The sequence below is a fragment of the Niveispirillum sp. GW835-FHT14G11 genome, assembly GCF_058793615.1.
In genome coordinates this window covers 203,368-223,740 of sequence record NZ_JBXAFZ010000008.1, presented here as the reverse complement: position 1 = coordinate 223,740, position 20,373 = coordinate 203,368, and the positions used below count along the sequence as shown (strand labels likewise).

The 20,373-nt window shown below is 65.3% G+C and carries 19 protein-coding genes and 1 tRNA gene; 9 read left to right on the top strand and 11 right to left on the bottom strand.

Features of this window, described 5'->3' with window-relative positions; all coding sequences use genetic code 11:
* Nucleotides 1-5: 5 nt before the first annotated feature.
* From AC1Q7F_RS16490 to argH, 4 genes are all read right to left on the bottom strand, one after another.
* Nucleotides 6-2,702 (bottom strand): TIGR02302 family protein, encoded by a 2,697-nt coding sequence (locus AC1Q7F_RS16490; protein ID WP_492508762.1) that lies wholly within the window; start codon nt 2,700-2,702, stop codon nt 6-8.
* A gap of 87 nt (nt 2,703-2,789) precedes the next feature.
* Nucleotides 2,790-4,073: a diaminopimelate decarboxylase gene (gene lysA / locus AC1Q7F_RS16485; RefSeq protein ID WP_492508760.1), complete on the bottom strand. Its 1,284-nt coding sequence runs from the start codon at nt 4,071-4,073 to the stop codon at nt 2,790-2,792.
* Entirely contained in the window at nt 4,070-4,237 is a 168-nt protein-coding gene (locus tag AC1Q7F_RS16480) for a hypothetical protein (RefSeq protein WP_492508758.1), read from the bottom strand. The genes lysA and AC1Q7F_RS16480 overlap by 4 nt, the downstream gene beginning before the upstream one ends.
* Nucleotides 4,238-4,263: 26 nt before the next feature.
* The gene (gene argH / locus AC1Q7F_RS16475) at nt 4,264-5,682 is read right to left on the bottom strand and encodes an argininosuccinate lyase (RefSeq protein ID WP_492508756.1); all 1,419 of its coding nucleotides are present in this window, start codon (nt 5,680-5,682) and stop codon (nt 4,264-4,266) included.
* Between the two features lie 102 nt (nt 5,683-5,784).
* On the opposite strand from argH, the gene AC1Q7F_RS16470 reads away from it, so the two are divergent.
* The 4 genes from AC1Q7F_RS16470 (at nt 5,785) to AC1Q7F_RS16455 (ending at nt 8,578) form a co-directional block, all read left to right on the top strand.
* Nucleotides 5,785-6,375 carry a TlpA family protein disulfide reductase gene (locus tag AC1Q7F_RS16470; protein ID WP_492508754.1) on the top strand — a complete coding sequence of 197 codons (591 nt, stop codon included), beginning with the start codon at nt 5,785-5,787 and terminating at the stop codon, nt 6,373-6,375.
* A gap of 82 nt (nt 6,376-6,457) precedes the next feature.
* Nucleotides 6,458-6,533: transfer RNA gene (locus tag AC1Q7F_RS16465), tRNA-Glu, on the top strand.
* Between the two features lie 195 nt (nt 6,534-6,728).
* Nucleotides 6,729-7,997, top strand: coding sequence for an AAA family ATPase (locus tag AC1Q7F_RS16460; RefSeq protein ID WP_492508752.1), 1,269 nt, complete (start codon nt 6,729-6,731; stop codon nt 7,995-7,997).
* On the top strand, nt 7,994-8,578 hold the full coding sequence (locus AC1Q7F_RS16455) for a hypothetical protein (protein ID WP_492508750.1): 585 nt from the start codon (nt 7,994-7,996) through the stop codon (nt 8,576-8,578). The genes AC1Q7F_RS16460 and AC1Q7F_RS16455 overlap by 4 nt, the downstream gene beginning before the upstream one ends.
* A gap of 174 nt (nt 8,579-8,752) precedes the next feature.
* Here AC1Q7F_RS16455 and AC1Q7F_RS16450 read toward each other — a convergent pair whose 3' ends face one another.
* The 4 genes from AC1Q7F_RS16450 to AC1Q7F_RS16435 all read right to left on the bottom strand — a co-directional run bounded on the left by AC1Q7F_RS16450 (nt 8,753) and on the right by AC1Q7F_RS16435 (nt 14,006).
* A complete protein-coding gene (locus AC1Q7F_RS16450) occupies nt 8,753-9,880 on the bottom strand; it encodes a THUMP domain-containing class I SAM-dependent RNA methyltransferase (protein WP_492508748.1) in 1,128 nt (375 codons plus the stop codon).
* A gap of 113 nt (nt 9,881-9,993) precedes the next feature.
* Nucleotides 9,994-12,069, bottom strand: a complete 2,076-nt coding sequence (locus AC1Q7F_RS16445) for a methyl-accepting chemotaxis protein (protein ID WP_492508747.1) — start codon at nt 12,067-12,069, stop codon at nt 9,994-9,996.
* Nucleotides 12,070-12,309: 240 nt separating this feature from the next.
* Complete coding sequence (locus AC1Q7F_RS16440) at nt 12,310-12,618, bottom strand: hypothetical protein (RefSeq protein ID WP_492508745.1); 309 nt, start codon at nt 12,616-12,618, stop codon at nt 12,310-12,312.
* Nucleotides 12,619-12,794: 176 nt separating this feature from the next.
* On the bottom strand, nt 12,795-14,006 hold the full coding sequence (locus AC1Q7F_RS16435; protein ID WP_492508743.1) for an acyl-CoA desaturase: 1,212 nt from the start codon (nt 14,004-14,006) through the stop codon (nt 12,795-12,797).
* Nucleotides 14,007-14,299: 293 nt separating this feature from the next.
* On the opposite strand from AC1Q7F_RS16435, the gene AC1Q7F_RS16430 reads away from it, so the two are divergent.
* The 3 genes from AC1Q7F_RS16430 to AC1Q7F_RS16420 are packed head-to-tail and all read left to right on the top strand — an operon-like array spanning nt 14,300 to nt 17,338.
* On the top strand, nt 14,300-15,436 hold the full coding sequence (locus tag AC1Q7F_RS16430) for a TRAP transporter substrate-binding protein (RefSeq protein WP_492508741.1): 1,137 nt from the start codon (nt 14,300-14,302) through the stop codon (nt 15,434-15,436).
* Between the two features lie 4 nt (nt 15,437-15,440).
* Nucleotides 15,441-16,019 carry a TRAP transporter small permease subunit gene (locus tag AC1Q7F_RS16425; protein ID WP_492508739.1) on the top strand — a complete coding sequence of 193 codons (579 nt, stop codon included), beginning with the start codon at nt 15,441-15,443 and terminating at the stop codon, nt 16,017-16,019.
* Nucleotides 16,016-17,338, top strand: a complete 1,323-nt coding sequence (locus tag AC1Q7F_RS16420; RefSeq protein ID WP_492508737.1) for a TRAP transporter large permease — start codon at nt 16,016-16,018, stop codon at nt 17,336-17,338. Before AC1Q7F_RS16425 ends, AC1Q7F_RS16420 begins: the two co-directional genes overlap by 4 nt.
* A 3-nt stretch (nt 17,339-17,341) precedes the next feature.
* On the opposite strand, the gene AC1Q7F_RS16415 is transcribed toward AC1Q7F_RS16420, so the two are convergent.
* From AC1Q7F_RS16415 to AC1Q7F_RS16405, 3 genes are read right to left on the bottom strand one after another with little or no spacing between them, the layout of a single operon-like run.
* Complete coding sequence (locus AC1Q7F_RS16415) at nt 17,342-17,770, bottom strand: growth inhibitor PemK (protein ID WP_492508735.1); 429 nt, start codon at nt 17,768-17,770, stop codon at nt 17,342-17,344.
* A 12-nt stretch (nt 17,771-17,782) separates the two neighbouring features.
* A complete protein-coding gene (locus AC1Q7F_RS16410) occupies nt 17,783-18,046 on the bottom strand; it encodes a hypothetical protein (RefSeq protein ID WP_492508733.1) in 264 nt (87 codons plus the stop codon).
* A gap of 49 nt (nt 18,047-18,095) precedes the next feature.
* Complete coding sequence (locus tag AC1Q7F_RS16405; protein WP_492508731.1) at nt 18,096-18,515, bottom strand: putative quinol monooxygenase; 420 nt, start codon at nt 18,513-18,515, stop codon at nt 18,096-18,098.
* 132 nt (nt 18,516-18,647) lie between these two features.
* Here AC1Q7F_RS16405 and AC1Q7F_RS16400 point away from each other — a divergent pair, with 132 nt between their 5' ends.
* Together AC1Q7F_RS16400 and thpR are read left to right on the top strand one after the other, a co-directional pair.
* A complete protein-coding gene (locus AC1Q7F_RS16400; RefSeq protein WP_492508729.1) occupies nt 18,648-19,688 on the top strand; it encodes an aldo/keto reductase in 1,041 nt (346 codons plus the stop codon).
* Between the two features lie 7 nt (nt 19,689-19,695).
* Complete coding sequence (gene thpR / locus AC1Q7F_RS16395) at nt 19,696-20,247, top strand: RNA 2',3'-cyclic phosphodiesterase (RefSeq protein ID WP_492508727.1); 552 nt, start codon at nt 19,696-19,698, stop codon at nt 20,245-20,247.
* Nucleotides 20,248-20,373 lie beyond the last annotated feature (126 nt).

Below are 20,373 nucleotides of genomic sequence, written 5' to 3'. Positions count from 1 at the left end.
TCTCCTCAATACCGTTTGAACCGGTCCAGCAGCCGGTCAATGTAGTCGCGCTCCGCCTTGGGCCGGTTCTGCTCACCGGCACGGCGGCGCAGTTCCTCCAGGATTTGCCGGGCGCGCTGCATGTCGGCCTCGGCGGGGATCTTCACTTCTTCCCCGTTCAGGGTGCCGGAGCCGGGCAGGGGGCGGCCCAGGGGGTCGCGGCCCTGCTGGCGACCGGTGCGGCTGGGCTGGCCGCCGGCCTGTCCGGGGCTGGACCGGGCCATCTGTTCCTGCATCGACTGCATGGTCTGCTGCAGCTGCTCCAGCGCTTCGCCCTGCGAGGCCACGGCCTGATCGGGGGCCCCGCTGCGCAGCGCCTCGGCGGCATCCTTCATGGCGCGTTCGGCCCGGCCCAGGGGGCGGGGGATTTCCCCGCCGATCTCCCCCAGCCGGCGCATGATCTCCCCCAACTCGCTGCGCAGATCATCCTGCTGGCCAGCCATCGCTTGACCCGGCTGGCCGCCTTTGCCGCCCTGGCCCGGCTGAGGCTGTCCATTGGGGGGGCGGCCCTGGCGGTTGGGCATACCCATGCCGGGCATCTGATTGGGCGGCAATTCCTCCGCCCGGTCGAACTGTTCCTGCTGGTGGCTGAAGGTCTCATCCATCAGCTGCTGCTGCTGCTTCTGCAGCTCCCGCAGCTTCTGGGTCAGTTCGGCCAGGGCCTGACCCTGCTGGTTGGCCTGTTGGTTCTGCTGCTGCGGCTGGCCATTCTGCAACCCCTCCATCAATTGCTGGAGCTGTGACAGCATCTGGCGCGCGGCCTCGTGATTGCCGGACTGGGCCAGGTCGCGCATCTGGCGGACCATGGCCTCCACCTCCTCGCGCGTCATGGCCTGGGTGCCGGGGTCGCCTTCACCCTGCGGGGGCGGGGCCTGCTGGTTCTGCGGCTGCCTGGCCTCCTGCTGCTCCAGCGCATTCATGAATTCCTGCATGGCCTGTTCCAGGCGCTGCACGGCCTGATCGATCTCCTCGGCCGGGGCGTTGCGGTCCAGCGCGTCCATCAGCGCCTTCTGCGCGTCGCGCAGCTCCCGCTCCGCCAGCGACAGGTTGCCATCCTCGATCCGCAGGGCCACGTCCCACAGCATACCGATCGTGCTGGGCACCGTCTCGGTCCCGGCATTGCGCATCAGGCGGCTCACAGCACTGCGCAGCGCCAGGAAGGCCAGCGGATCGCCGCCATAGCCGTCCAGGTTCACCGACAGATCGTGCAGGGCGCGCCCCACCATCGGCCGCACCGTATCGCCCATCAGGATCAGGGTCTTGCGCTGCTCGATGATGGCCCGGGCCACCGGGTGATTGAAATGCCGTTCCGGTAAAGCCATGGAATGCTCAGCACTCTGCGACACCTGTCCCGCACCGTCGGTGGCGCGCAGGCGGATGGTCACGGGCATGCCGGCCCAGGGATGACCCGACAGATCGTGGAAGCCGGTGCTGGTGATCTCCCGCTTGTTCTTCGACGGGACGGGCAGGGGCAGGTCGATGGGCGTGCGGTCGATGGCGCCGGGCAGGTCGGTGGCCAGGGTCACCGTGGCCGTGACGCTATGGACGCCGTAATCATCGGCGGCGGTGTAATCGATGCGCAGCGCGTTGCGCTCCGTCCCCTTGGGCGGGGTGCGAAACGCGATGCCCGGCGGCTGGTCCGGCACCAGCCGGATGGGCCAGGACGCCACCTCGCGCCCGAACTGCCGCACGGACACGCCTTCACCCGCCGTCAGGGCCAGTTCCATCTGATGGCCGCCACCGGACACGGGCTGGAAATCCGTTTCCTGGTTGTTGGCCAGCAGCACCGGTGTTCCATATCCGCCGTCCAGCCGCACCACCAGCTTGGTGCCGGCCGGCAGGAACAGGGGCTTTTCCTCCGCCTCTTCCACGCCCGCCGTCTTCTTGGCGGTCAAAAAGACCGGCGGCTGGCCGGTATAATCGGGCGGGGTGGCCCAGGCATCCAGCCGTGTCGGCGTCAGCAGGCCGCCCATGCCCAGGGGCGGGAACAGGGCGCCCGCCGTGCGGTGGCCCAGATCACCCCAGCCGATCGTCGCCCCCACCACCATCAGCAGGGCTGCGGCCACGCGCAGCGCCCAGGGGTCGCGGGCGGGCAGGCGGCTGTCGGGCAGGTCCAGGCGCAGGGCCGTGGCCTGCTGCCGGGCGCGGTCCTGTGCCAGGCGCCATAGCGCATGGGCCAGCGGGTCGCCGGCCCCGCCGGCAATGCCGTCCTGCAACTGCGCCAGGGGGCGGTGGGAAAGCTGGCTGTCCTGTTCCAGCCGGCGACGGGCGTCAGACTCCGTCGGCTTGCGCAAGCCCCGCAATCCGTTCCAGGACATGAGGCCGATTCCCGCCAGCGTGCCCAGCAGCAGCGGGACATGCAGCCAGGGGGACATATGGATGAACAGCCCGCCCCAGGCGGCGGCCAGGAACAGGCCCAGCAGCGACAGGGGGCGCCACAGGGCCGGCCACAGCGCCTCCCACCACAGGATGGCACGCGCCAGCTTCAGCGGCCGGCTGTCGGCATCGCCGGGCAGGGGAGGGCGGCCGGTCAGGCTGCTGCCCGGCACGGAGCCAACGCGATAGCGCGCCAGGACCGCCCGCAGCCGGGCCGCCAGGGTCCGGGCCTGTTGTGGCTCAGGCCGGGGGCGGGGATTGCTGGACGGGGCGGGGCGGGGCGGCATCTGTCGTTCAACCCTTGAAAGTCGCCCGACAGCCTACCCCGCTTTCACCGGTCAGGGGGAGAGCCAATCGGGCCCCGCTTTCACCGTTCAGGGTGAAAGCCAATCGGGCATGGCCTCAAATGCCAGGCTGTCCTCGAAGCTCGGGCGGCGGCGCACCAGCTCGAACCGGTCCCCGGTCACCAGCACTTCGGCCACCAGGGGACGCGAATTATATGTCGAAGACATGGCGGCCCCATAGGCGCCCGCCGTCAAAAACGCCAGTAGGTCACCCGGCGCCACGGGCGGCATCGGTCGCAGCCGGGCGAACGTGTCCCCCGTCTCGCAGACCGGGCCCACGATGTCGGCGTCGGCCAGCACCGCATCCGGGGCCGGCTGGGCCACCGGGATGATCGTGTGGCAGGCCTCGTACATGGCCGGGCGCACCAGATCGTTCATGGCGGCATCGACGATCAGGAAGCGGCGATGCAGCCCATCCTTCACGAAGATGGTGCGGGTCAGCAGCAGGCCGGATGCGGCCACCAGCGACCGGCCGGGCTCCAGCGTCACATGGCAGCCCAGGTCGCCCACCGTCTCCGCGATGGCCTTGGCATAGGCGTGATAATCGGGGGCGGCGTCTTCGGGACGGTAGGGCACGCCCAGGCCGCCGCCCAGGTCGATGCGGCTCAGCGGCACGCCCTGCGCCTTCAGCTCGCGCACCAGGCCGGCCAGCTTGACAAAGGCTTTGCGGAACGGCGTGGTCTTCAGCAGCTGCGATCCGATATGGACGGCGATGCCCACGGGATCGATGCCGGGCAGGGCCAGGGCGCGGGCATAGGCCTCGCCCGCATGGGCGAAATCGATGCCGAACTTGTCTTCCTTGCGGCCGGTATTGATCTTGCCATGCGTCTCGGCATCCACATCCGGGTTGATGCGGATGGCGACCGGGGCGGTCAGGCCCAGCTCCACGGCGACGGCCGACAGCGCGTCCAGTTCCGGCAGGCTTTCGACATTGATCTGGTGGATGCCGGCCTGCAAGGCCGCAACCAGTTCTTCACGCGTCTTGCCGACGCCGGAGAAGACGATCTTGGCCGGGGGGATGCCGGCGGCCAGGGCGCGGCGCATCTCCCCCACCGACACGACGTCGCCGCCGGCCCCCAACCGGGCCAGGGTGCGGATCACCGCCAGGTTGGAATTGGCCTTCAGCGCATAGCAGATGGTGACATCCTGGCCGGCGAAGGCGTCGGCATAGGCCTGCCAGGCGGCCGTCAGCCCGGCGGTCGTATAAACATAGGTGGGCGTGCCCACGGATGCCGCGATATCGGCCAGGGCCACGCCCTCGGCATGCAGCTGGCCGTTGGTGTAGTGGAAACCGGGAACGGGAAAGCAGGTCATGTTTGCGGCTTTTCGGTCGAGGGCGGTGTGGAGGGCTTGGGATCGCTGGCCGGATCGGGATAGGTGCGCGGCGGCGGGCTGCCCGGCGGGGCCTTGGGGAAATGCGGTTTCATCCCGCAACCGGCGAGCGCCAGCAAGGCGGCGAGGAGGATGGCTTTGCGCATGGGATTGATCCTTCAGGCTGGCCGTATCACAGAAACCGCTGCTTCGCGGCTTCCACCGCCGCGCGCACCCGCACCGGGGCGGTGCCGCCCAGGCTGGTGCGGCTGTTGACGGAGGCCTCCAGCGTCAGCACGCCATAGACGGCGTCGGTGATGCCGGGATGCACCGCCTGCATGTCCGCCAGCGGCACCTCCGCCAGACCGGTGCCAGCCTCCTCCGCCAGCTTGACGATGCGGCCGGTGATGTGGTGGGCGTCGCGGAACGGCACGCCCAGGCTGCGCACCAGCCAGTCGGCCAGATCGGTGGCGGTGGGGAAGCCCGCCTCCACCGCGCGGCGCATGGCGGCCGGATCGGGCGTCAGGTCGCGGATCATGCCGGTGGTGGCGGCCAGACAGAGCGCCAGCGTCTCATCCGCCATGAACACCGGCTCCTTATCCTCCTGCATATCCTTGGAATAGGCCAGCGGCAGGCCCTTCATGACGATCAGCAGGCCGTTCAGGGCACCGATGACGCGGCCGACCTTGGCCCGCACCAGCTCGGCCGCGTCGGGATTGCGCTTCTGCGGCATGATGGAACTGCCGGTGGTGAAGGCATCGGTCAGGCGGATGAAGCGGAACTGGCTGGTGCACCAGATCACGATCTCCTCCGCCAGGCGCGACAGGTGGGTGCCACAGATGCCGGCCGCCGCCAGATATTCCAGCGCGAAGTCGCGGTCGGACACGGCGTCCAGCGAATTGGCCGTGGGCCGGTCAAAGCCCAGCGCCGACGAGGTTGCCGCGCGGTCGATGGGATAGGGGGTGCCGGCCAGGGCGGCGGAACCCAGCGGGCATTCGTTCAGGCGGGCACGGGCATCGCGCATACGGGCCCGGTCGCGGCCCAGCATTTCCACATAGGCCAGCAGATGGTGGCCGAAGGTCACCGGCTGGGCCGTCTGCAAGTGGGTGAAGCCCGGCATGATCAGGTCCGGGAAGGATTCGGCCCGGTCGATCAGGGCGGACTGCAAGGCCTGCAGGTCGCCATCCAGCCGGTCGAACGCATCGCGCACCCACAGCTTGAAATCGGTGGCCACCTGATCATTGCGCGACCGGGCGGTGTGCAGGCGGCCCGCCGGCTCCCCGATGATTTCCTTCAGGCGGGATTCCACATTCATGTGGATATCCTCATTCTCCACCGTGAAGGTGAAGCGGCCCTCGCGGATCTCGGTCGCCACCTGGTCCAGCCCGGTCAGGATGGCGTCGCGGTCGGCGGTGCTGATGATGCCCTGGGCGGCCAGCATGGTGGCATGCGCCTTCGATCCGGCGATGTCCTGGGCCCACAGTTTCTGATCGAAGCCGATGGAGGCGTTGATCTGCTGCATGATGGCGGCGGGGCCCGAGGCGAATCGCCCGCCCCACAGCGCGTTGGCATCGGGTCCGGCGGCGTTGGTCTGGGGCTTGGTCTCGGTCATCGTCATTCTGCGTCAGTATGAAGGGTTGACGGCGGGGCCATCGGGCACGAACTCTGTCGCGGCACGAAGGCACACGGTCAAAAAGATTCGACAGAGGGCAGAATGGCGATTTTCCGACGCATCGCAACAATCGTGGCCGTGGGTACAGCAATTCTCTTAACGGGGGGCTGCGGCGAGAAGACGGAAAATTCCGCCGAGACCCAGGCCAAACCCGCCGCGATGCCCCTGTTCCAGGGCGAGGCGCGGCCCTTCGTGGCCAGCCCGGAGCGCCCGCCGCTGCCGGCTTTGTCCATCACCGACAAGGATGGCAACCCGGTCGATATGGCCAGCTTCAAGGGCAAGGCCCTGCTGATCAATCTCTGGGCCACCTGGTGCGCGCCCTGTATCCGGGAAATGCCGGCGCTGGACCGGTTGCAGGCCGATCTGGGCGGCGACAAGTTCCAGGTGGTGGCCATCTCCGTCGACCGCGGCGGGCTGAACGAGGTCGGGCCCTTCTTCGAGAAGGCGGGGATCAAGGCATTGCCCATCTATCTGGACCAGAAGATGACCAGCATGAAGGCCTTCCCCCTGAAGGAAGGGCTGCCGCTGTCGATCCTGGTGGATGGGGAAGGGCGCGAGGTCGGCCGCCTGGCCGGTGCCGCGCATTGGGACGGGGCAGAAGCCAAGGCGCTGATCGGCTGGGTGACACCCTGATCAGAAAAATGCGCCGGGGGCAAAAAAACCACTTGATCACCCCCGGTCCTTTCGCCTAGAAAGCGCGCCTCGCACGGCTCTAGTCCCCATCGTCTAGAGGCCTAGGACACCGCCCTCTCACGGCGGTAACAGGGGTTCGAATCCCCTTGGGGACGCCATCCGACCAGATGGCTCGGTGCATCTCATAATAATACGCTAATTAGTGCCTGCAGGGATTGCAGCGCCTTGACCAAAGCGGATGCAAAGACGCATTTTGCGGAATTTCATTACTGCCTTGCCAACATTGGACGATCACCCAATAAATATATCCTCCTGCTGGTTGGGTTTCGCCGAGGCGAAGGGAGCCGTTGAACATGCTGAAGCGCCTGAAACTATCTCAGGTCGGGTTGGCTCCGCAGTTGACGATAGATTGGGCGGAACGCATCAATCTGATCGTCGGCGACAACGGATTGGGGAAGAGCTTTTTACTTGATTTGGCCTGGTGGGCATTGACCCGCACGTGGGCGGGGCCGCAGGCCATGCCATCGGAAAAGGGAAAGAGCCCAACAATAGAGTATATCGTTCAAGGGAAATCCAAGAAGGCTGACCCAGTAAAATCTGTGTATCGACGCGAAGCCAGCATGTGGCCCCTAGCCGCAGCCCGGCCGACAATGCCGGGTATTGTCATATATGTACGAATTGACGGTGGCTTTTCCGTCTGGGACCCCGCCCGCAATTATTGGCGCACCGATCCTGACCGCCCCGCTGCTTACCATTTTAAAGCCCATGAGGTCTGGGATGGCCTGGACATCGATGGGAAGCGGGTCTGCGAGGGATTGGAAAGGGACTGGGTGAATTGGCAAAAGGGCAGGGAGGAACAGTTCAAAGCGCTTGAGGCTGTTCTTGACGTTCTATCCCCTCCCCTTCAGGCATTGCATGCAGGGCCGCCAAAGCGTGTGTTTCTGGGCGAGGGGCGCGACCGCCCAACATTGCTGATCGGGGGCCAGAGCGTTCCCGTCGCGCTGGCGTCTGCCGGCGTCCGTCGAGTGCTGGCGCTTGCCTATTTCCTGGTCTGGTCATGGCACGAGCATCGCACAGCGGCCAAACTGTTGGGCAAGCCGCCTGAAAGCAGGGTTGTGCTGTTGGTTGACGAACCAGAGACGCACCTCCACCCGCATTGGCAACGCACATTGATCCCAAGCGTCATTCGCACCCTCAATGTATTGCGGGGAAGCGGCAAGACCGTACAGCCACCCCAGATGTTGATCGCGACGCATGCGCCGCTCGTCGCCGCTTCCATTGAACCCATCTTCGACGCGGACAAGGACGACCTCATCCAACTCAGCTTGAAAGACGGCGCTGTATTCGCAGACCAGGGTGGCTGGGCCATCCAGGGGGATGTCACTAACTGGTTGGTGTCGGAGACGTTCGGCCTGGAACAAGCCCGATCGCTTGAAGCGGAGAAGGCCATTGAAGATGCCGAAGCATTGATGCGCGAGGCACCGAATGGGCGACCAGACCAACGGGCCCTATCCAGACTCCATAAGCAGTTGCAGAAATTGTTGCCGGCAGGAGACCCGTTCTGGCCGCGATGGCTGGTGAAGACCGGGCAAATTCCTGGTGAGGGGGGGGATGCCCGATGATTCCGGTCGTGCCCAAAGTGCCGGAGCCGGATGCCTTCAAAAAAGGCGCAAAGGTCAAAGGCAGCAAGTGGTTGGCCGCCAATCCCGGCTCAACGAAACGGCCGCCTGCCTATTGGGCAGATTTCACGGGCGTTTTGAGTGATGGCTTCAGAAATCTTTGTGGTTATGGTGCGATGCTCGACCCGACAGGGGGAACCATTGATCATTACATCAGTTACAAGACAGACGCCTCTCTCGCTTATGATTGGGACAACTATCGTTTCGCGTCGGCCACGTTGAACTCATCAAAGAAGACGGCGGATGATACCGTTCTCGATCCCTATGAAGTTCAGGAAGGTTGGTTCGAAATTCTGCTGCCTTCCCTGCAGATGCAGGTAGTCACCAGTGCCGTTCCGGATCATTTGAAAGATAAGGTCGAATTCACTTTGAAACGCCTGAAATTACGGGACGGAGAGAGAGTCATCAGGTGGCGGCGGTCGTGGTATGAGTTGTATTGCAATGGCCAATTGACCCTGGACGGGTTGCGCAGGGTCGCTCCTTTGATAGCTAAGGCTGTCGAAAATCAATCGAGCAGGGTATAACTGTCTGGCATCCGTCTAATACTCACCTCCCGTGATCGTAACCGATCCAGGGAGGTTTCATGTTCCCGCAGGCACCGGCCCCCGCCATCCGGTGGTTTGGCTTCGCACCGCATGGGCGGCGGGCCGGCAGTCGCCGGCCTCCAATCTGATCAAGGTCAAGCCTTCGTCAGAATCCTAGAATTCACGCCCCCCCAACACCCCCGTCCGATACAGCGTCACCGGCAGCCCGCCATGCGAGATGGGCGGCAAGGTCGGCAGGAACGGCAGTTCCGTGACCTTGGCCAGGGCCGCCTCGTTGGTGATGACGCCCACGCGCCAGCCCTTGAAGCGGTTCAGCATGGTTTTGCCGAAGGCGCCGTAGAGGCCGTAGAGCTGGCGGGTGTCGCCGATGCGGCCGCCATAGGGGGGATTGACGATGACCAGGCCGGGCGGGCCTTCGGGTGGTTCCAGGTCGCTGATGGCATGGGCATGGAAACTGGTGAGGGCGCCGACGCCGGCGCGTTCGGCATTGGCCTGGCTCATCTTCACGGCCCCGGCGTCGCGGTCGCTGCCATAAAAGCGCAGAGGTGTGTCGATGGGGGGGACGCTGCCGCGCAGGGCGGTCCAGGCGGCCGGGTCGAAATTGGCCAGGCTTTCGAAGGCGAAGGGGCGGGCGCGGCCGGGCTTCAACCCGGCGGCGATCTCGGCGGCTTCGATCACGAAGGTGCCGGAACCGCACATCGGATCGACCACGGGTTCGCGGCCCTCATAGCCGCACTGGCGCAGGAACAGGGCGGCCAGGTTCTCGCGCATCGGCGCCTTGTTCACCGCCTCCTTATAGCCGCGCTTGTGCAGCGCCTCCCCGGACGTATCGATGGAGAAGGTGCAGAGATCGTCGTCGATGCGGGCCTTCACCACCAGGGCGGCATCCTTGGTCACCGGGGCGCCCAATTCCTCCGTGATGGCCTTGGCGATGCGCTGGGCGGCGGCACCGGCATGATAGATGCGCGATTTGTTGCAGCTGGCCTCCACCTGCACCGGCACATCGGCTCGCAGGAACTGGCCCCAGGGGAATTTGCGGGCGCGCTTGTCCAATTGGGCCAAGTGCAGGGCGCGGAAAGACCCGATGCGGGCCAGGACGCGGGCGCCGCCGCGCAGTTCCAGATTGGCGCGCCAGACCTCCGTCCAGGGGCCGCGCGTGGTGACGCCGCCCTTGGTGGGCTTGGGGTCGGCAAAGCCCTTCTCCTGCATCTCCGCGCAGAGCGCGGGTTCCAGGCCGGGGGTCGTCACCACATAGATGTCAAGAATGTCGGTCTGTTCCATGGCGCCTTGATATCCCGCCATCCCCACGGCCGCGACCCTTTTTTGCCGGTCGCTGCAAAAGCGGAAGGCCCCGCCGGGGGGAGCGGGGCCTTCACCGATACGCCATGCGATGATCAGGCGGCGCGGATGCCCGACAGGAACCCTTCGATCCGGCCGCGCAGGGTGGTGGCGCTGCGTGACAGTTCGCCTGACGCGCCCAGGACGCTGCCGGCCGCCTCGCCCGTCTTCTGGGCACCGTCGGCGACATGGGCCAGGCCTTCGGACACCGATTGCGACCCTTGCGCCGCCTGCTGCACATTGCGGGCGATCTCGGCGGTTGCGACCCCCTGTTCCTCCACGGCCGCCGCGATGGTGGTGGCGATCTCGCTGACCCGCTCGATCGTCTGGCCGACACCCGACATGGCCTGGACCACGGCGTTGGTTGCGGTCTGGATGGCCTGCACCTGGGCGGCGATGTCCTGGGTGGCGGTCGCCGTCTGGTTGGCCAGGCTCTTCACCTCCGAAGCCACCACGGCGAAGCCCTTTCCGGCTTCCCCGGCGCGGGCCGCCTCGATGGTCGCGTTGAGCGCCAGCAGGTTGGTCTGCCCGGCGATCTGCTGGATCAGGTCGACGACATCGCCGATGCGCTGGGCGGCGTCGGCCAGGCCGCGGACGGTGGTGTCGGCGCGCGTCACCTCGCTGACCGCGGCGCCGGCAATGGCGGCGCTCTCGCTCACCTGCCGGCCGATCTCGTGGCTGGAGGAGGCAAGCTCTTCGGCGGCAGCGGCCACCGTCTGCACATTGGCGGAGGTTTCATCCGACGCAGCGGCAGAGTCCGACAGTTGCTGGCTGGTGCTCGACGCGATGCCCGACATGGCCTGCGCCGTCTTGTCCAGGTCGGTCGCGGCATGACCGACACTGGACAGCACTTCCGCCACCTGCCGCTCGAACTGGGCGATCAGGGCGTCCACGCGGGCGACCCGCTGTTCACGGCTGCGCCGCTCGATCTCCGCCGCTTCCTCCAGGCGCTGGCGGTCCAGCGCGCCCTGGCGGAACACGGCCAGACCACGGGCAATGTCGCCAACCTCGTCCGTGCGTTCAGCACCGGGAATATCGACGGCCAGGTCGTTGGCGGCCATGCGGCCGATGATGGCGGTCAGGCCATTCAGCGGCAGCACCACGCGCCGCGTGAAGAAGACACCCAGCCCGGCCACGCCGCCGCCAATGGCCAGCGTCAGCAGGATGGCCAGGATCATGTTGGTGCGGGCCGCCGCAATGTCAGTGGACAGCAGCACGGCCGCCTCTTCCAGGGCTGCGTCGCGGATGGTCATGATGCTCTGCAGATAGGTGGTCTGCTGCTTGCGGAAGGTGATCATGTCCAGCGACTGCTTGCCGTCGGCGCGGGCCACGGCGTCCACCTGCTTGTACAGCGCCTGGGCCTGGGTGAAATACAGGTCGGTCACCTTGGCCAGGGCGGCAGACAGCGCCTCAGGATTGTCGACCTGCGTGGCCTGGACCTGCAGGCGGCGCCACAGTTCCTCGATACGGGCCGACAGGTCGGCCAGCCGTTCCAGCGTGGCGGGTGCGGCCGTCGTGCTGTTGCCCACCACATTGGTGATGGCCAGCCCCTTGTTGCCGGCGGCAGACCGCAGATCCATGGCCAGGCGCGCGGTGGAGATATAGTCGCCGGCCTTGGGGTTCAGGTTGGCGGTTTCCGTCTCCAGCCGATCCAGCAGCGGGGTCAGGCCACCGATCATCTTGGCGGCGTTGGCGGCATAATCCTTCACGAAGGCGGTATCGCGTTCCGCCTTCGGCTTGGCCATCTGGGCGCGGGCCTGGGTGCGCAGGGCGACGATGTTCTGGCGGACCTGCGCATAGACGGCGCTCAGTTCCTTGCCGTCGGGCAGGCCGGCCAGCTTCGCCTCAATATCGGTCAGGCCGGCATCGGCGCGCGGGGTCAGCGCCTCCAACTCGGTACGCACCGCATCCGGTGTCGGCAGTTCGGACTGCATCCCCACATTCAGGGGGCCGCGCTCCAGCGTAAACGCCTCCATGGCGCGCGCGATGGTGGCCAGGGCCTCCAGCTTCACTTTGGCGTCGGCAGCATTTCCAAGGCGGGCTACCTGGGCGGCAACCAGATAAAGGCCCATCGCCACGGCAATACCGCCAGCGGCAGACAGGCAAAGGATGAATAAAGATTTAATACGCATTGGGTCCCCCATCATCTAAGAGGGTCCAATACCAGGGGTTTATTTAATATAGATTAACTTCGACACCTTTCCAATACGTAAGGTTACGTTTCCCAATGGAAATATTTTAAGAACTGCCCCGATTTCGAAGGGCGCGATCCTTTGTGACGGCCTGACCATCATCAATCATAGCGTGAAGCATACAAAGAAAAACCCCGCCATCCGGGGACGGCGGGGTTGCTGTGCCGGAATTGACCGGGATTAATTGGACGAGGTGGTCGATGTGGCGGTGGTCGTGGCCGTGCTGGTCGGCGGGCCGCTTTCATCGTCACCGCCGCCGATGGTGGCGGCGATCACGCCGGCGGCCGCGACGGCGGCGACACCGGCCAGCGGGATCAGATTGCCGGAGGCGAAGAAGGAAGCCTTGCTGGCGCCGGCGGCCGCTCCGGTGACGCGCGGGGCGTCAGCGGCGGGGGCCGCAGGCGCGGCAGGGGTCTGCTGTGCGAAGGCGGTTGCGGGTCCGGCGACCAATGCCGCGGACAGCAACAGGCTGGCAGTGAAACGGGTCATGTTCTCAAATCCATATCGTCGAAAGGCGCCCCTGGACCGTAACTTAGCGTTCCGTCCCGGCAAGGGGAAGGGGAAAGCCCGTGGCAATTCAACGGGTCGGATATGCGGGTCTGGGCAGACAGGGTTTATTCACCCGTACCCGGCCGGTAACGATGCTACCGGCCGGAGGGGCCGTATCAGGCCGGATGCGCGACCAGACGGGTGCAGATATTGGCCACCAGGATCTGGCGGGCGCGTTCCACGATGTCGTCCATGCTGGGCGTGCGGACGAACATATTGCTTGCCCGCTGGCGCAGTTCCTCGGTCGTGGGCAGGTGCGGCAGGTGGATATTGGCGACCAGCGCCTCCACCCGGACCTTGGCATTCTCGCGCGCCTGGCGGACACGCTCTTCGATCTCCGCCAGGGTGGGGGTCTGGGCCAGTGCTTCGCGCACCTGGGCGGCCAGTTTTTCAACCTGGAAGCTGGCCGCCAGCTGGGAGGCAGCAGCCTCGATCACCTTGGTGCCCAGGCGCTGTTCGTTGCGGACCACCGATGCCGGCGGCTCATGCACGTCCCAGACCAGGCCCACGGCCTGCAGGGCCTTGATGATGTAATAGGAAGTGTCGATCTCCCACCAGCGGAAGCCCTGGCGGGCGGCCGACTGATAGTGGTGATGGTTGTTGTGCCAGCCTTCGCCCATGGTGGCGATGGCCAGGGCCCAGTTGTTGCGGCTGTCATCGCCCGTCAGATAGCGCGGGCGGCCCAGCACATGGGCCAGGGAATTGATGCAGAAGGTGGCATGATAGAGCGCCACCGTGCTCCACAGGAAGCCCACGACGAGACCGGACCAGCCGAACAAGGCCCAGGTGGCGATGCCCAGCAGGACGGGCGGGATATAATAATATTTGTCCAGCCAGACCAGCTCGGGGAACTTTGTCAGGTCGCCGATCGCCTTGTAGTCGGCGCCATTATGCTTCTCCGTGAAGATCCAGCCCAGATGGGCATAGAAGAAGCCCTTATGGCGGGGCGAGTGCACGTCATGTTCGGTGTCGGAATATTTATGATGATGGCGGTGCGTGGCCGCCCACCACAAGGCACCGCGCTGGGCGGAGCTTTGCGCCAGGAAGGCCAGCAGGAACTGCATGATCCGACCGGTCTTGTAGGAGCGGTGGGAGAAATAGCGGTGATAGCCACCCGTGATGCCGAACATGCGCGCGCCGTACAGCACCAGCGCCAGCACCACGTCCTGCCACGCCACGCCTGTCCAGATGGCGGCCAGGCAGGCGAGATGGACCAGGATGAAGGGGATCATGGTGCCGTACTGAATCGTCTCATCCTTCACAAGGGCGTGAGCATCAGCGGCGGTGCGCGGAGAGGGATCGCGTCCGGTTTCGGTGGGCGAGGTCACAGGGCGGGGACTCCATACGAAAACAATATCCTATCTTACCACGAATCCCCTTCCGGGGGGGTGGGCAAATTCACGCGGGCACGGTGCCCGCTCGCCCCTTTGGTGAGGTTCTTACGGTCAGGGTGGCAATGAAATGCCCGATGATCATCGGGGGAACTATTTGTGCAATGCGAGATTCCTTTTCGCATTGCACGGGAATTTGAATGATTTTAATTTTCTGTTTACCATTCCGGCCGATGCCACCGCCCTGATGCGGCGGAACGAAAATCTATGCAGTCGGGAGGATCCATCGCATGTCCCAGGAGACGACGCCCCCCACCGGTAAGACCGACAAGGCCTCGCGCCGGCGCTTCATGGCCGGCCTGGGCGGGGCCACGGCCGGGGTGGCGGCCAGCAGCATCGCCATGCCCAACGTGTCGCGGGCCCAGACCACGACCCTGCGGTTCCAGTCCACCTGGCCCGCCCGCGACATCTTCCATGAATTCGCGGGTGATTATGCCCGGACGGTCAACGAACTGGCGGGCGGGCGGCTGAAGCTGGAGCTGCTGCCGTCCGGTGCGGTGGTGGGGGCGTTGCAGCTGCAGGATGCGGTGATCGCGGGTGCCCTGGATGGCGGGCACGGGGTCACGGCCTATTGGTATGGCAAGAACCCCGCCTTCTCCCTGTTCGGCACGCCGCCGGCATTGGGCTGGAAGGCCAACCACATGCTGGGCTGGGTCAAATATGGCGGCGGCCAGGCGCTGTATGACGAGCTGGTGCGCGACGTGCTGAAGCTGGATCTGGTCGGTTTCCTGACCGGCCCCATGCCCAGCCAGCCGCTGGGCTGGTTCAAGAAGGAGATATCGAGCCCCGATGACATGCGCGGCCTGAAATACCGTACCGTGGGACTGGGTGCCGACCTGAACAAGGAGATGGGGGTGGCCGTCACCATCATGGGGGCGGGCGACATCGTGCCGGCCCTGGATCGCGGTCTTCTGGACGGGGCGGAGTTCAACAATCCGTCATCGGACAAGGCCCTGGGCTTCCAGGACGTGACCAAGACCTACATGGTGGGCAGCTATCACCAGTCGGCGGAGATGTTCGAAATCATCTTCAACAAGAAGAAGTTCGACAGCCTGCCCAAGGAGCAGCAGACCGTGCTGCGCGTGGCGTCGGAAAGTGCGTCGGCCGACATGTCGTGGAAGGCCATGGACCGCTATTCCAAGGACCTTGCGGCGCTGAAGGCGGCGGGCGTGAAGGTGGTGAAGACACCGGACAGCGTGTTGCAGGCGCAGTTGGCCGCCTGGGACAAGGTCATCGCCGCCAAGTCGGCCGATCCCTTCTTCAAGAAGGTGCTGGACAGCCAGAAGGACTGGGCTAGGCGCGTGCTGGGCTTCGAGGCCGAGTATGAGGTGCGCACCGACCTCGCCTATCAGCATTTCTTCGGGTGAGCCGATGCTGCGGCACATTCTGGTGATCGACAGGATCAGTACCTGGGTCGGCAAGGCCTTTTCCTGGTGCATCCTGGCCCTCACCCTGGTGATCGGGTGCGAAGTGTTCATGCGCTATGTGCTGCGCGCGCCCACAAGCTGGGCCTATGACACTTCCTACATCCTCTATGGCACGCTGTTCATCATGTGCGGGGCCTATCTGCTGGCCCGTAACGGTCATGTGAGGGGCGACTTCCTTTACCGGCTCTGGCCGGTGAAGGTGCAGGCTGGCGTCGATCTGGTCCTGTACCTGATTTTCTTTCTGCCGGCGGCCCTGACCCTGATCTATTCCGGCTATGATTTTGCCAAACTGTCCTGGGTGATGAAGGAGCATAGTTCCTTCACGCCTGACGGCCCGCCCATCTATCCGTTCAAGGCCCTGCTGCCCATCGCGGGTGTGCTGCTGCTGTTGCAGGGGCTGGCGGAGATCGGGCGCTGCGTCATCGCCCTGCGTACCAGCGAATGGCCGTCCCGCCTGCATGATGTGGAGGAGCTGGAGCAGGTGATGCTGAAGGAGCATAGCCAGACCGGAGGCCATCTGTGAGTGATCCCGCCGTCGGCATGCTGATGCTGGTCAGTTTCATCTTGGCCATCCTGCTGGGCTTTCCCATCGCCTTCACCCTGATCGCCCTGTCGGTGATGTTCGGCTTCTATGCCGTGGGCGACACGATCTTCCCGCTGCTGGTGCAGCGGGCCTATGGGGTGATGGCCAATGACGTTCTGATCTCCGTGCCCCTGTTCCTGTTCATGGGCTACATGATTGAGCGGTCGAACATCCTGGACCGGCTGTTCCTGTCCATCCAGCTGGCGCTGCGCCGCATTCCGGGATCGCTGGGCGTGGCCACCCTGTTCACCTGCGCCCTGTTTGCCACGGCTACGGGCATCGTCGGGGCCGTCGTCACCCTGATGGGGGTGCTGGCCCTGCCGGCCATGCTGAAGGCCCGTTACGACAAGCGGCTGGCGTCAGGCCTGATCGCGGCGGGCGGCTGCCTGGGCATCCTGATCCCGCCCTCGATCATGCTGATCCTCTATGGCGCCATGGCGGGCGAGTCGGTGGTGCGGCTCTATGCCGGCGCCTTGCTGCCGGGTCTGATGCTGGCCGGCATGTACATCATCTATGTCATCGGCGTCAGCATCGTGAAGCCGGAACTGGCCCCGCGCCTGCCCAGGGAACAGGTGGAGGGGGTGAGTACCGGGCAGGTGGTCTGGATGCTTCTGACCTCCTTTCTGCCCTTGACCGTGCTGGTGCTGTCGGTGCTGGGCGCCATCCTGGCCGGCATCGCCACCCCGTCGGAGGCCGCGGCCATCGGCGCCATCGGGGCCCTGGTCCTGGCCGTGGCCTATCGCGCCTTCACCTGGGACAAGCTGAAAGAGGCGGTGTTCCTCACGGGCCGGGCATCGGCCATGGTCTGCTGGCTGTTCGTGGGTTCCTATATCTTCGCCTCGGTCTTCGCGCTGCTGGGCGGGCATCATGTCATCGAGGGCTGGTTCGAGGCGCTGGATCTGGCGCCGTGGCAGTTCCTGCTGCTGACCCAGATCATCATCTTCCTGCTGGGCTGGCCGCTGGAATGGACGGAGATCATCGTGATCTTCGTGCCGATCTTCCTGCCCCTGCTGGATAATTACGGCATCGACCCGGTGTTCTTCGGGGTGCTGGTGGCACTCAACATCCAGACCAGCTTCCTGTCCCCGCCCATGGCCATGTCGGCCTTCTATCTGAAGGGGGTGGCGCCCAAAGGTGTCGAACTGAGCCACATCTTCCGCGGCATGCTGCCCTTCATGGGCATCGTGCTGCTGGCGTTGTTCGTGCTGTACCAATTCCCGGAACTGGCCCTGTGGTTGCCGTCGGTGATCTATGGGTAAGGGTTACTCGCCATCGCGTGGCGTTGGCTTGGCGGCTGACGCCCGCACGCGCTCCACCAGTTGCGCGAACAGACGCGGTGGTACCTTGCCATAGGCGAACCGAGGTGGCGTGCTGCCGGGCACGGGGCGTAGATCGTAACCCGGCCATATGAAGACATTGAGATCGGTGGCGATGACCCAGGACGGGATGTCATCCAGGCCGAGATGCGCCTTTACACCGGCTGGTAATTCCACCCCATCCGTTGGCGCGATAGGATGCCGGTGCGTCACGGGCGCGACGACAACTTCCGTCACGCCAGCCTTATTGGCGACGGCAACGATGATGACGCAGGGACGATCCTTGCGCCCTTCGTCCTCGCCCGAAGCATGTTCATGCTGCCAGAGATAACGGAAATTGATGACGAGGCCGGGGACGGGATGGGGTAGCGCCACGGCAGCCGGCTTTCAATCCATCAACGCGTTCAGTGCGTCATCCGTAGGATCCATTTGGGCATCGGCCAAAGCTGCCTTCAAATGGTCCGGCAATGCCGATGGATGATAGGCGATCGTGGATGTCTCCATGAAGCCCTGGAACCGTTCGAATGCCTCGGCAGAGACGAAATAGCCCTCAGTGCGGTCCTGGGCCTGCACCTTGACGGGTTCCACCTGTGCCCGGCGCGCCAGCGTCGGAAAGTCGCGCACAAAATCCTTGGCAGCAACTTCAATCATGGCCTTCCCCTTTCAGGACTATCATAGCGGATCGAACGGGAAGGCGCCATCACCCCGCCTTCACCAGCCCATGCCCACCCAGTGGCAGCGTTTCCGAGCGGTTGTCGAAGCCGGCGATCAGGGGGCGGGCCTTGGCGATGGCGGCCTGCACGGCGGGCAGTTTCAGGCTGCCGGCATGGCTTTCCTTGGCATCCCAGGCCTCGGTGATCCACAGCGCGTCGGGGTTGGTCGGGTCGGCAGCGATGATATAGGACAGGCAGCCCGGCATGGACCCGGTTCCGTCCAGCAGGATGGCGGCCAGTTCGTCCCGCTTGCCCGATGCCGCGATCATGCGGCCGATCAGCCCGTACATGGCTTTCCCCTCATTCCCCGTTGCTTGTGCCGTGGTCCCACCCGCCAGGAACAGCGCCGATCCCGCGGCCATTACCTGCCGGCGGTTCCATCCGTGCTGTGTGTCCGGCATATCCATGGGGCGGTTCCTTTGCGTGCCGGCAAATCATAGCGTACCTGTTTTGTTCGCGCCAGTGCCGCATTTCATGCTTGGCGCGGCGGGCGGCTGCCCCCATCTTTGCGCCCAATGTTCCGTAACCGGGATCGTATCATGACCCTTCGCCGGCTTGGCCGCACCGATCTTTCCGTACCCGCCCTCTGCCTGGGCACCATGACCTGGGGGCGGCAGAACAGCCCTGAGGAGGCCTTCGCCCAGATGGACATGGCGCTGGACCATGGCCTGTTCTTCTGGGACACGGCGGAGATGTATTCCGCCCCCCCGACGCCTGCCACCTATGGTCGGACGGAAGAGATCATCGGCGAGTGGTTCGCCCGCACCGGCCGGCGCAACGAGGTGCTGCTGGCCAGCAAGGTGGTGGGCGAGGGGTCGGGAATGGACTATGTACGCGGCGGCAAAGCCCGCGCCGACCGCAAGAATATCGAGGCCGCCGTCGATGCCAGCCTCCGCCGTCTGCGCACCGACCATATCGACCTGTACCAGCTGCACTGGCCCGACCGGCAGGCCGACCGTTTCGGTCGCGCCGTTGCCAACCCGTCGGCCCAGCCGGGGGAGGTGGCGATCGAGGAGACGCTGGCCGCCTTCGCCGATCTGATCAAGGCGGGCAAGGTTCGCCATGTCGGCGTGTCGAACGAGACGCCGTGGGGCACCATGCGCTATGTGGCGGCCGCCGACCATCTGGGCCTGCCGCGCATCGCCAGCATCCAGAATCCGTACTCCCTGCTGAACCGGACGTTCGAGATGGGCCTTGCGGAGGTGGCGCTGCGCGAGGATGTGTCGATGCTGGCCTACTCGCCGCTGGCCGCCGGCACCCTGACGGGCAAGTACCTGGACGGTGCCATGCCATCCAATGCGCGCCGCGCCTTCGACCATCGCAAGTCGCGCTATGACCTGCCGCGCGGGGATGCTGCGACGCGCGACTATCTGGCCGTGGCGGCGGCGCATGGGCTGGATCCGGCGGCGATGGCCATCGCCTTCGTCTTCTCCCGCCCCTTCGTGACCAGCACCATCATCGGCGCCACCACAATGGAGCATCTGCGCATCGCCATCGGGGCCGGGTCCCTGACCCTGTCGGCCGAGGTGCTGGCGGACCTGGACGCCGTGCATGCCGCCAATCCCAACCCCTGCCCGTGATGTCGCCATGCTGCGTCTGTTCATCGGAATCCCCATGCCCGAGTTGGTGGTGGAGCGGCTGTCGGGGTTGGCGTCCGGCCTGCCAGGTGCGCGCTGGGTGCCGCCGGAGAATTACCACCTGACCCTGCGCTTTCTGGGGGAGATGGACGAGGGCACGGCCCATGATGTGGATGAGGCGCTGGATCTGGTCACCGGGCCGGCCTTCCCCCTGACCCTGTCGGGCCTGGGGTCGTTCGGCAAGGGACACAAGCAGCATGCGCTGTGGGCAGGATTGGCGGAGGGCGATCCGCTGTTGCATCTGCAGGCCAAGGTCGAATCGGCCCTGGTCCGCGCCGGCCTGCCAGCGGAGGAGCGCAAGTTCAGCCCGCATGTGACGCTGGCCTATCTGAAGGAGACACCGGCGGAGAAGCTGGCCCACTATATGGGAGCCAACGGCCTGTTCCAGGCGGGACCGTTCATGGTGGACCGCTATTGCCTGTATGAAAGCGTGCTGGGCAAGTCGGGCGCGACGTACCACATCCTGCAGGAATATCCGCTGGGCGGGTGGGTCCCTGCGTGACAGGTCCTCTACCTATCCCGTCATCCCGGCGACAAGCCGGGACCCAGGGGCCACAGGATCAAACCTCTACGCTGCCTGGATCAAAGCTGCTGCAAGGTCGGGCGCTTGGCCCCTGGGTCCCGGCTT

Excerpts from the sequence above, each read along its gene's own strand:
- AC1Q7F_RS16490 (WP_492508762.1), bottom strand. The coding sequence starts at position 2,702 with ATGCCGCCCCGCCCCGCCCCGTCCAGCAATCCCCGCCCCCGGCCTGAG.
- lysA (WP_492508760.1), bottom strand. The coding sequence starts at position 4,073 with ATGACCTGCTTTCCCGTTCCCGGTTTCCACTACACCAACGGCCAGCTG.
- AC1Q7F_RS16480 (WP_492508758.1), bottom strand. The coding sequence starts at position 4,237 with ATGCGCAAAGCCATCCTCCTCGCCGCCTTGCTGGCGCTCGCCGGTTGC.
- argH (WP_492508756.1), bottom strand. The coding sequence starts at position 5,682 with ATGACCGAGACCAAGCCCCAGACCAACGCCGCCGGACCCGATGCCAAC.
- AC1Q7F_RS16470 (WP_492508754.1), top strand. The coding sequence starts at position 5,785 with ATGGCGATTTTCCGACGCATCGCAACAATCGTGGCCGTGGGTACAGCA.
- AC1Q7F_RS16460 (WP_492508752.1), top strand. The coding sequence starts at position 6,729 with ATGCTGAAGCGCCTGAAACTATCTCAGGTCGGGTTGGCTCCGCAGTTG.
- AC1Q7F_RS16455 (WP_492508750.1), top strand. The coding sequence starts at position 7,994 with ATGATTCCGGTCGTGCCCAAAGTGCCGGAGCCGGATGCCTTCAAAAAA.
- AC1Q7F_RS16450 (WP_492508748.1), bottom strand. The coding sequence starts at position 9,880 with ATGGAACAGACCGACATTCTTGACATCTATGTGGTGACGACCCCCGGC.
- AC1Q7F_RS16445 (WP_492508747.1), bottom strand. The coding sequence starts at position 12,069 with ATGCGTATTAAATCTTTATTCATCCTTTGCCTGTCTGCCGCTGGCGGT.
- AC1Q7F_RS16440 (WP_492508745.1), bottom strand. The coding sequence starts at position 12,618 with ATGACCCGTTTCACTGCCAGCCTGTTGCTGTCCGCGGCATTGGTCGCC.
- AC1Q7F_RS16430 (WP_492508741.1), top strand. The coding sequence starts at position 14,300 with ATGTCCCAGGAGACGACGCCCCCCACCGGTAAGACCGACAAGGCCTCG.
- AC1Q7F_RS16425 (WP_492508739.1), top strand. The coding sequence starts at position 15,441 with ATGCTGCGGCACATTCTGGTGATCGACAGGATCAGTACCTGGGTCGGC.
- AC1Q7F_RS16410 (WP_492508733.1), bottom strand. The coding sequence starts at position 18,046 with ATGATTGAAGTTGCTGCCAAGGATTTTGTGCGCGACTTTCCGACGCTG.
- AC1Q7F_RS16405 (WP_492508731.1), bottom strand. The coding sequence starts at position 18,515 with ATGGATATGCCGGACACACAGCACGGATGGAACCGCCGGCAGGTAATG.
- AC1Q7F_RS16400 (WP_492508729.1), top strand. The coding sequence starts at position 18,648 with ATGACCCTTCGCCGGCTTGGCCGCACCGATCTTTCCGTACCCGCCCTC.
- thpR (WP_492508727.1), top strand. The coding sequence starts at position 19,696 with ATGCTGCGTCTGTTCATCGGAATCCCCATGCCCGAGTTGGTGGTGGAG.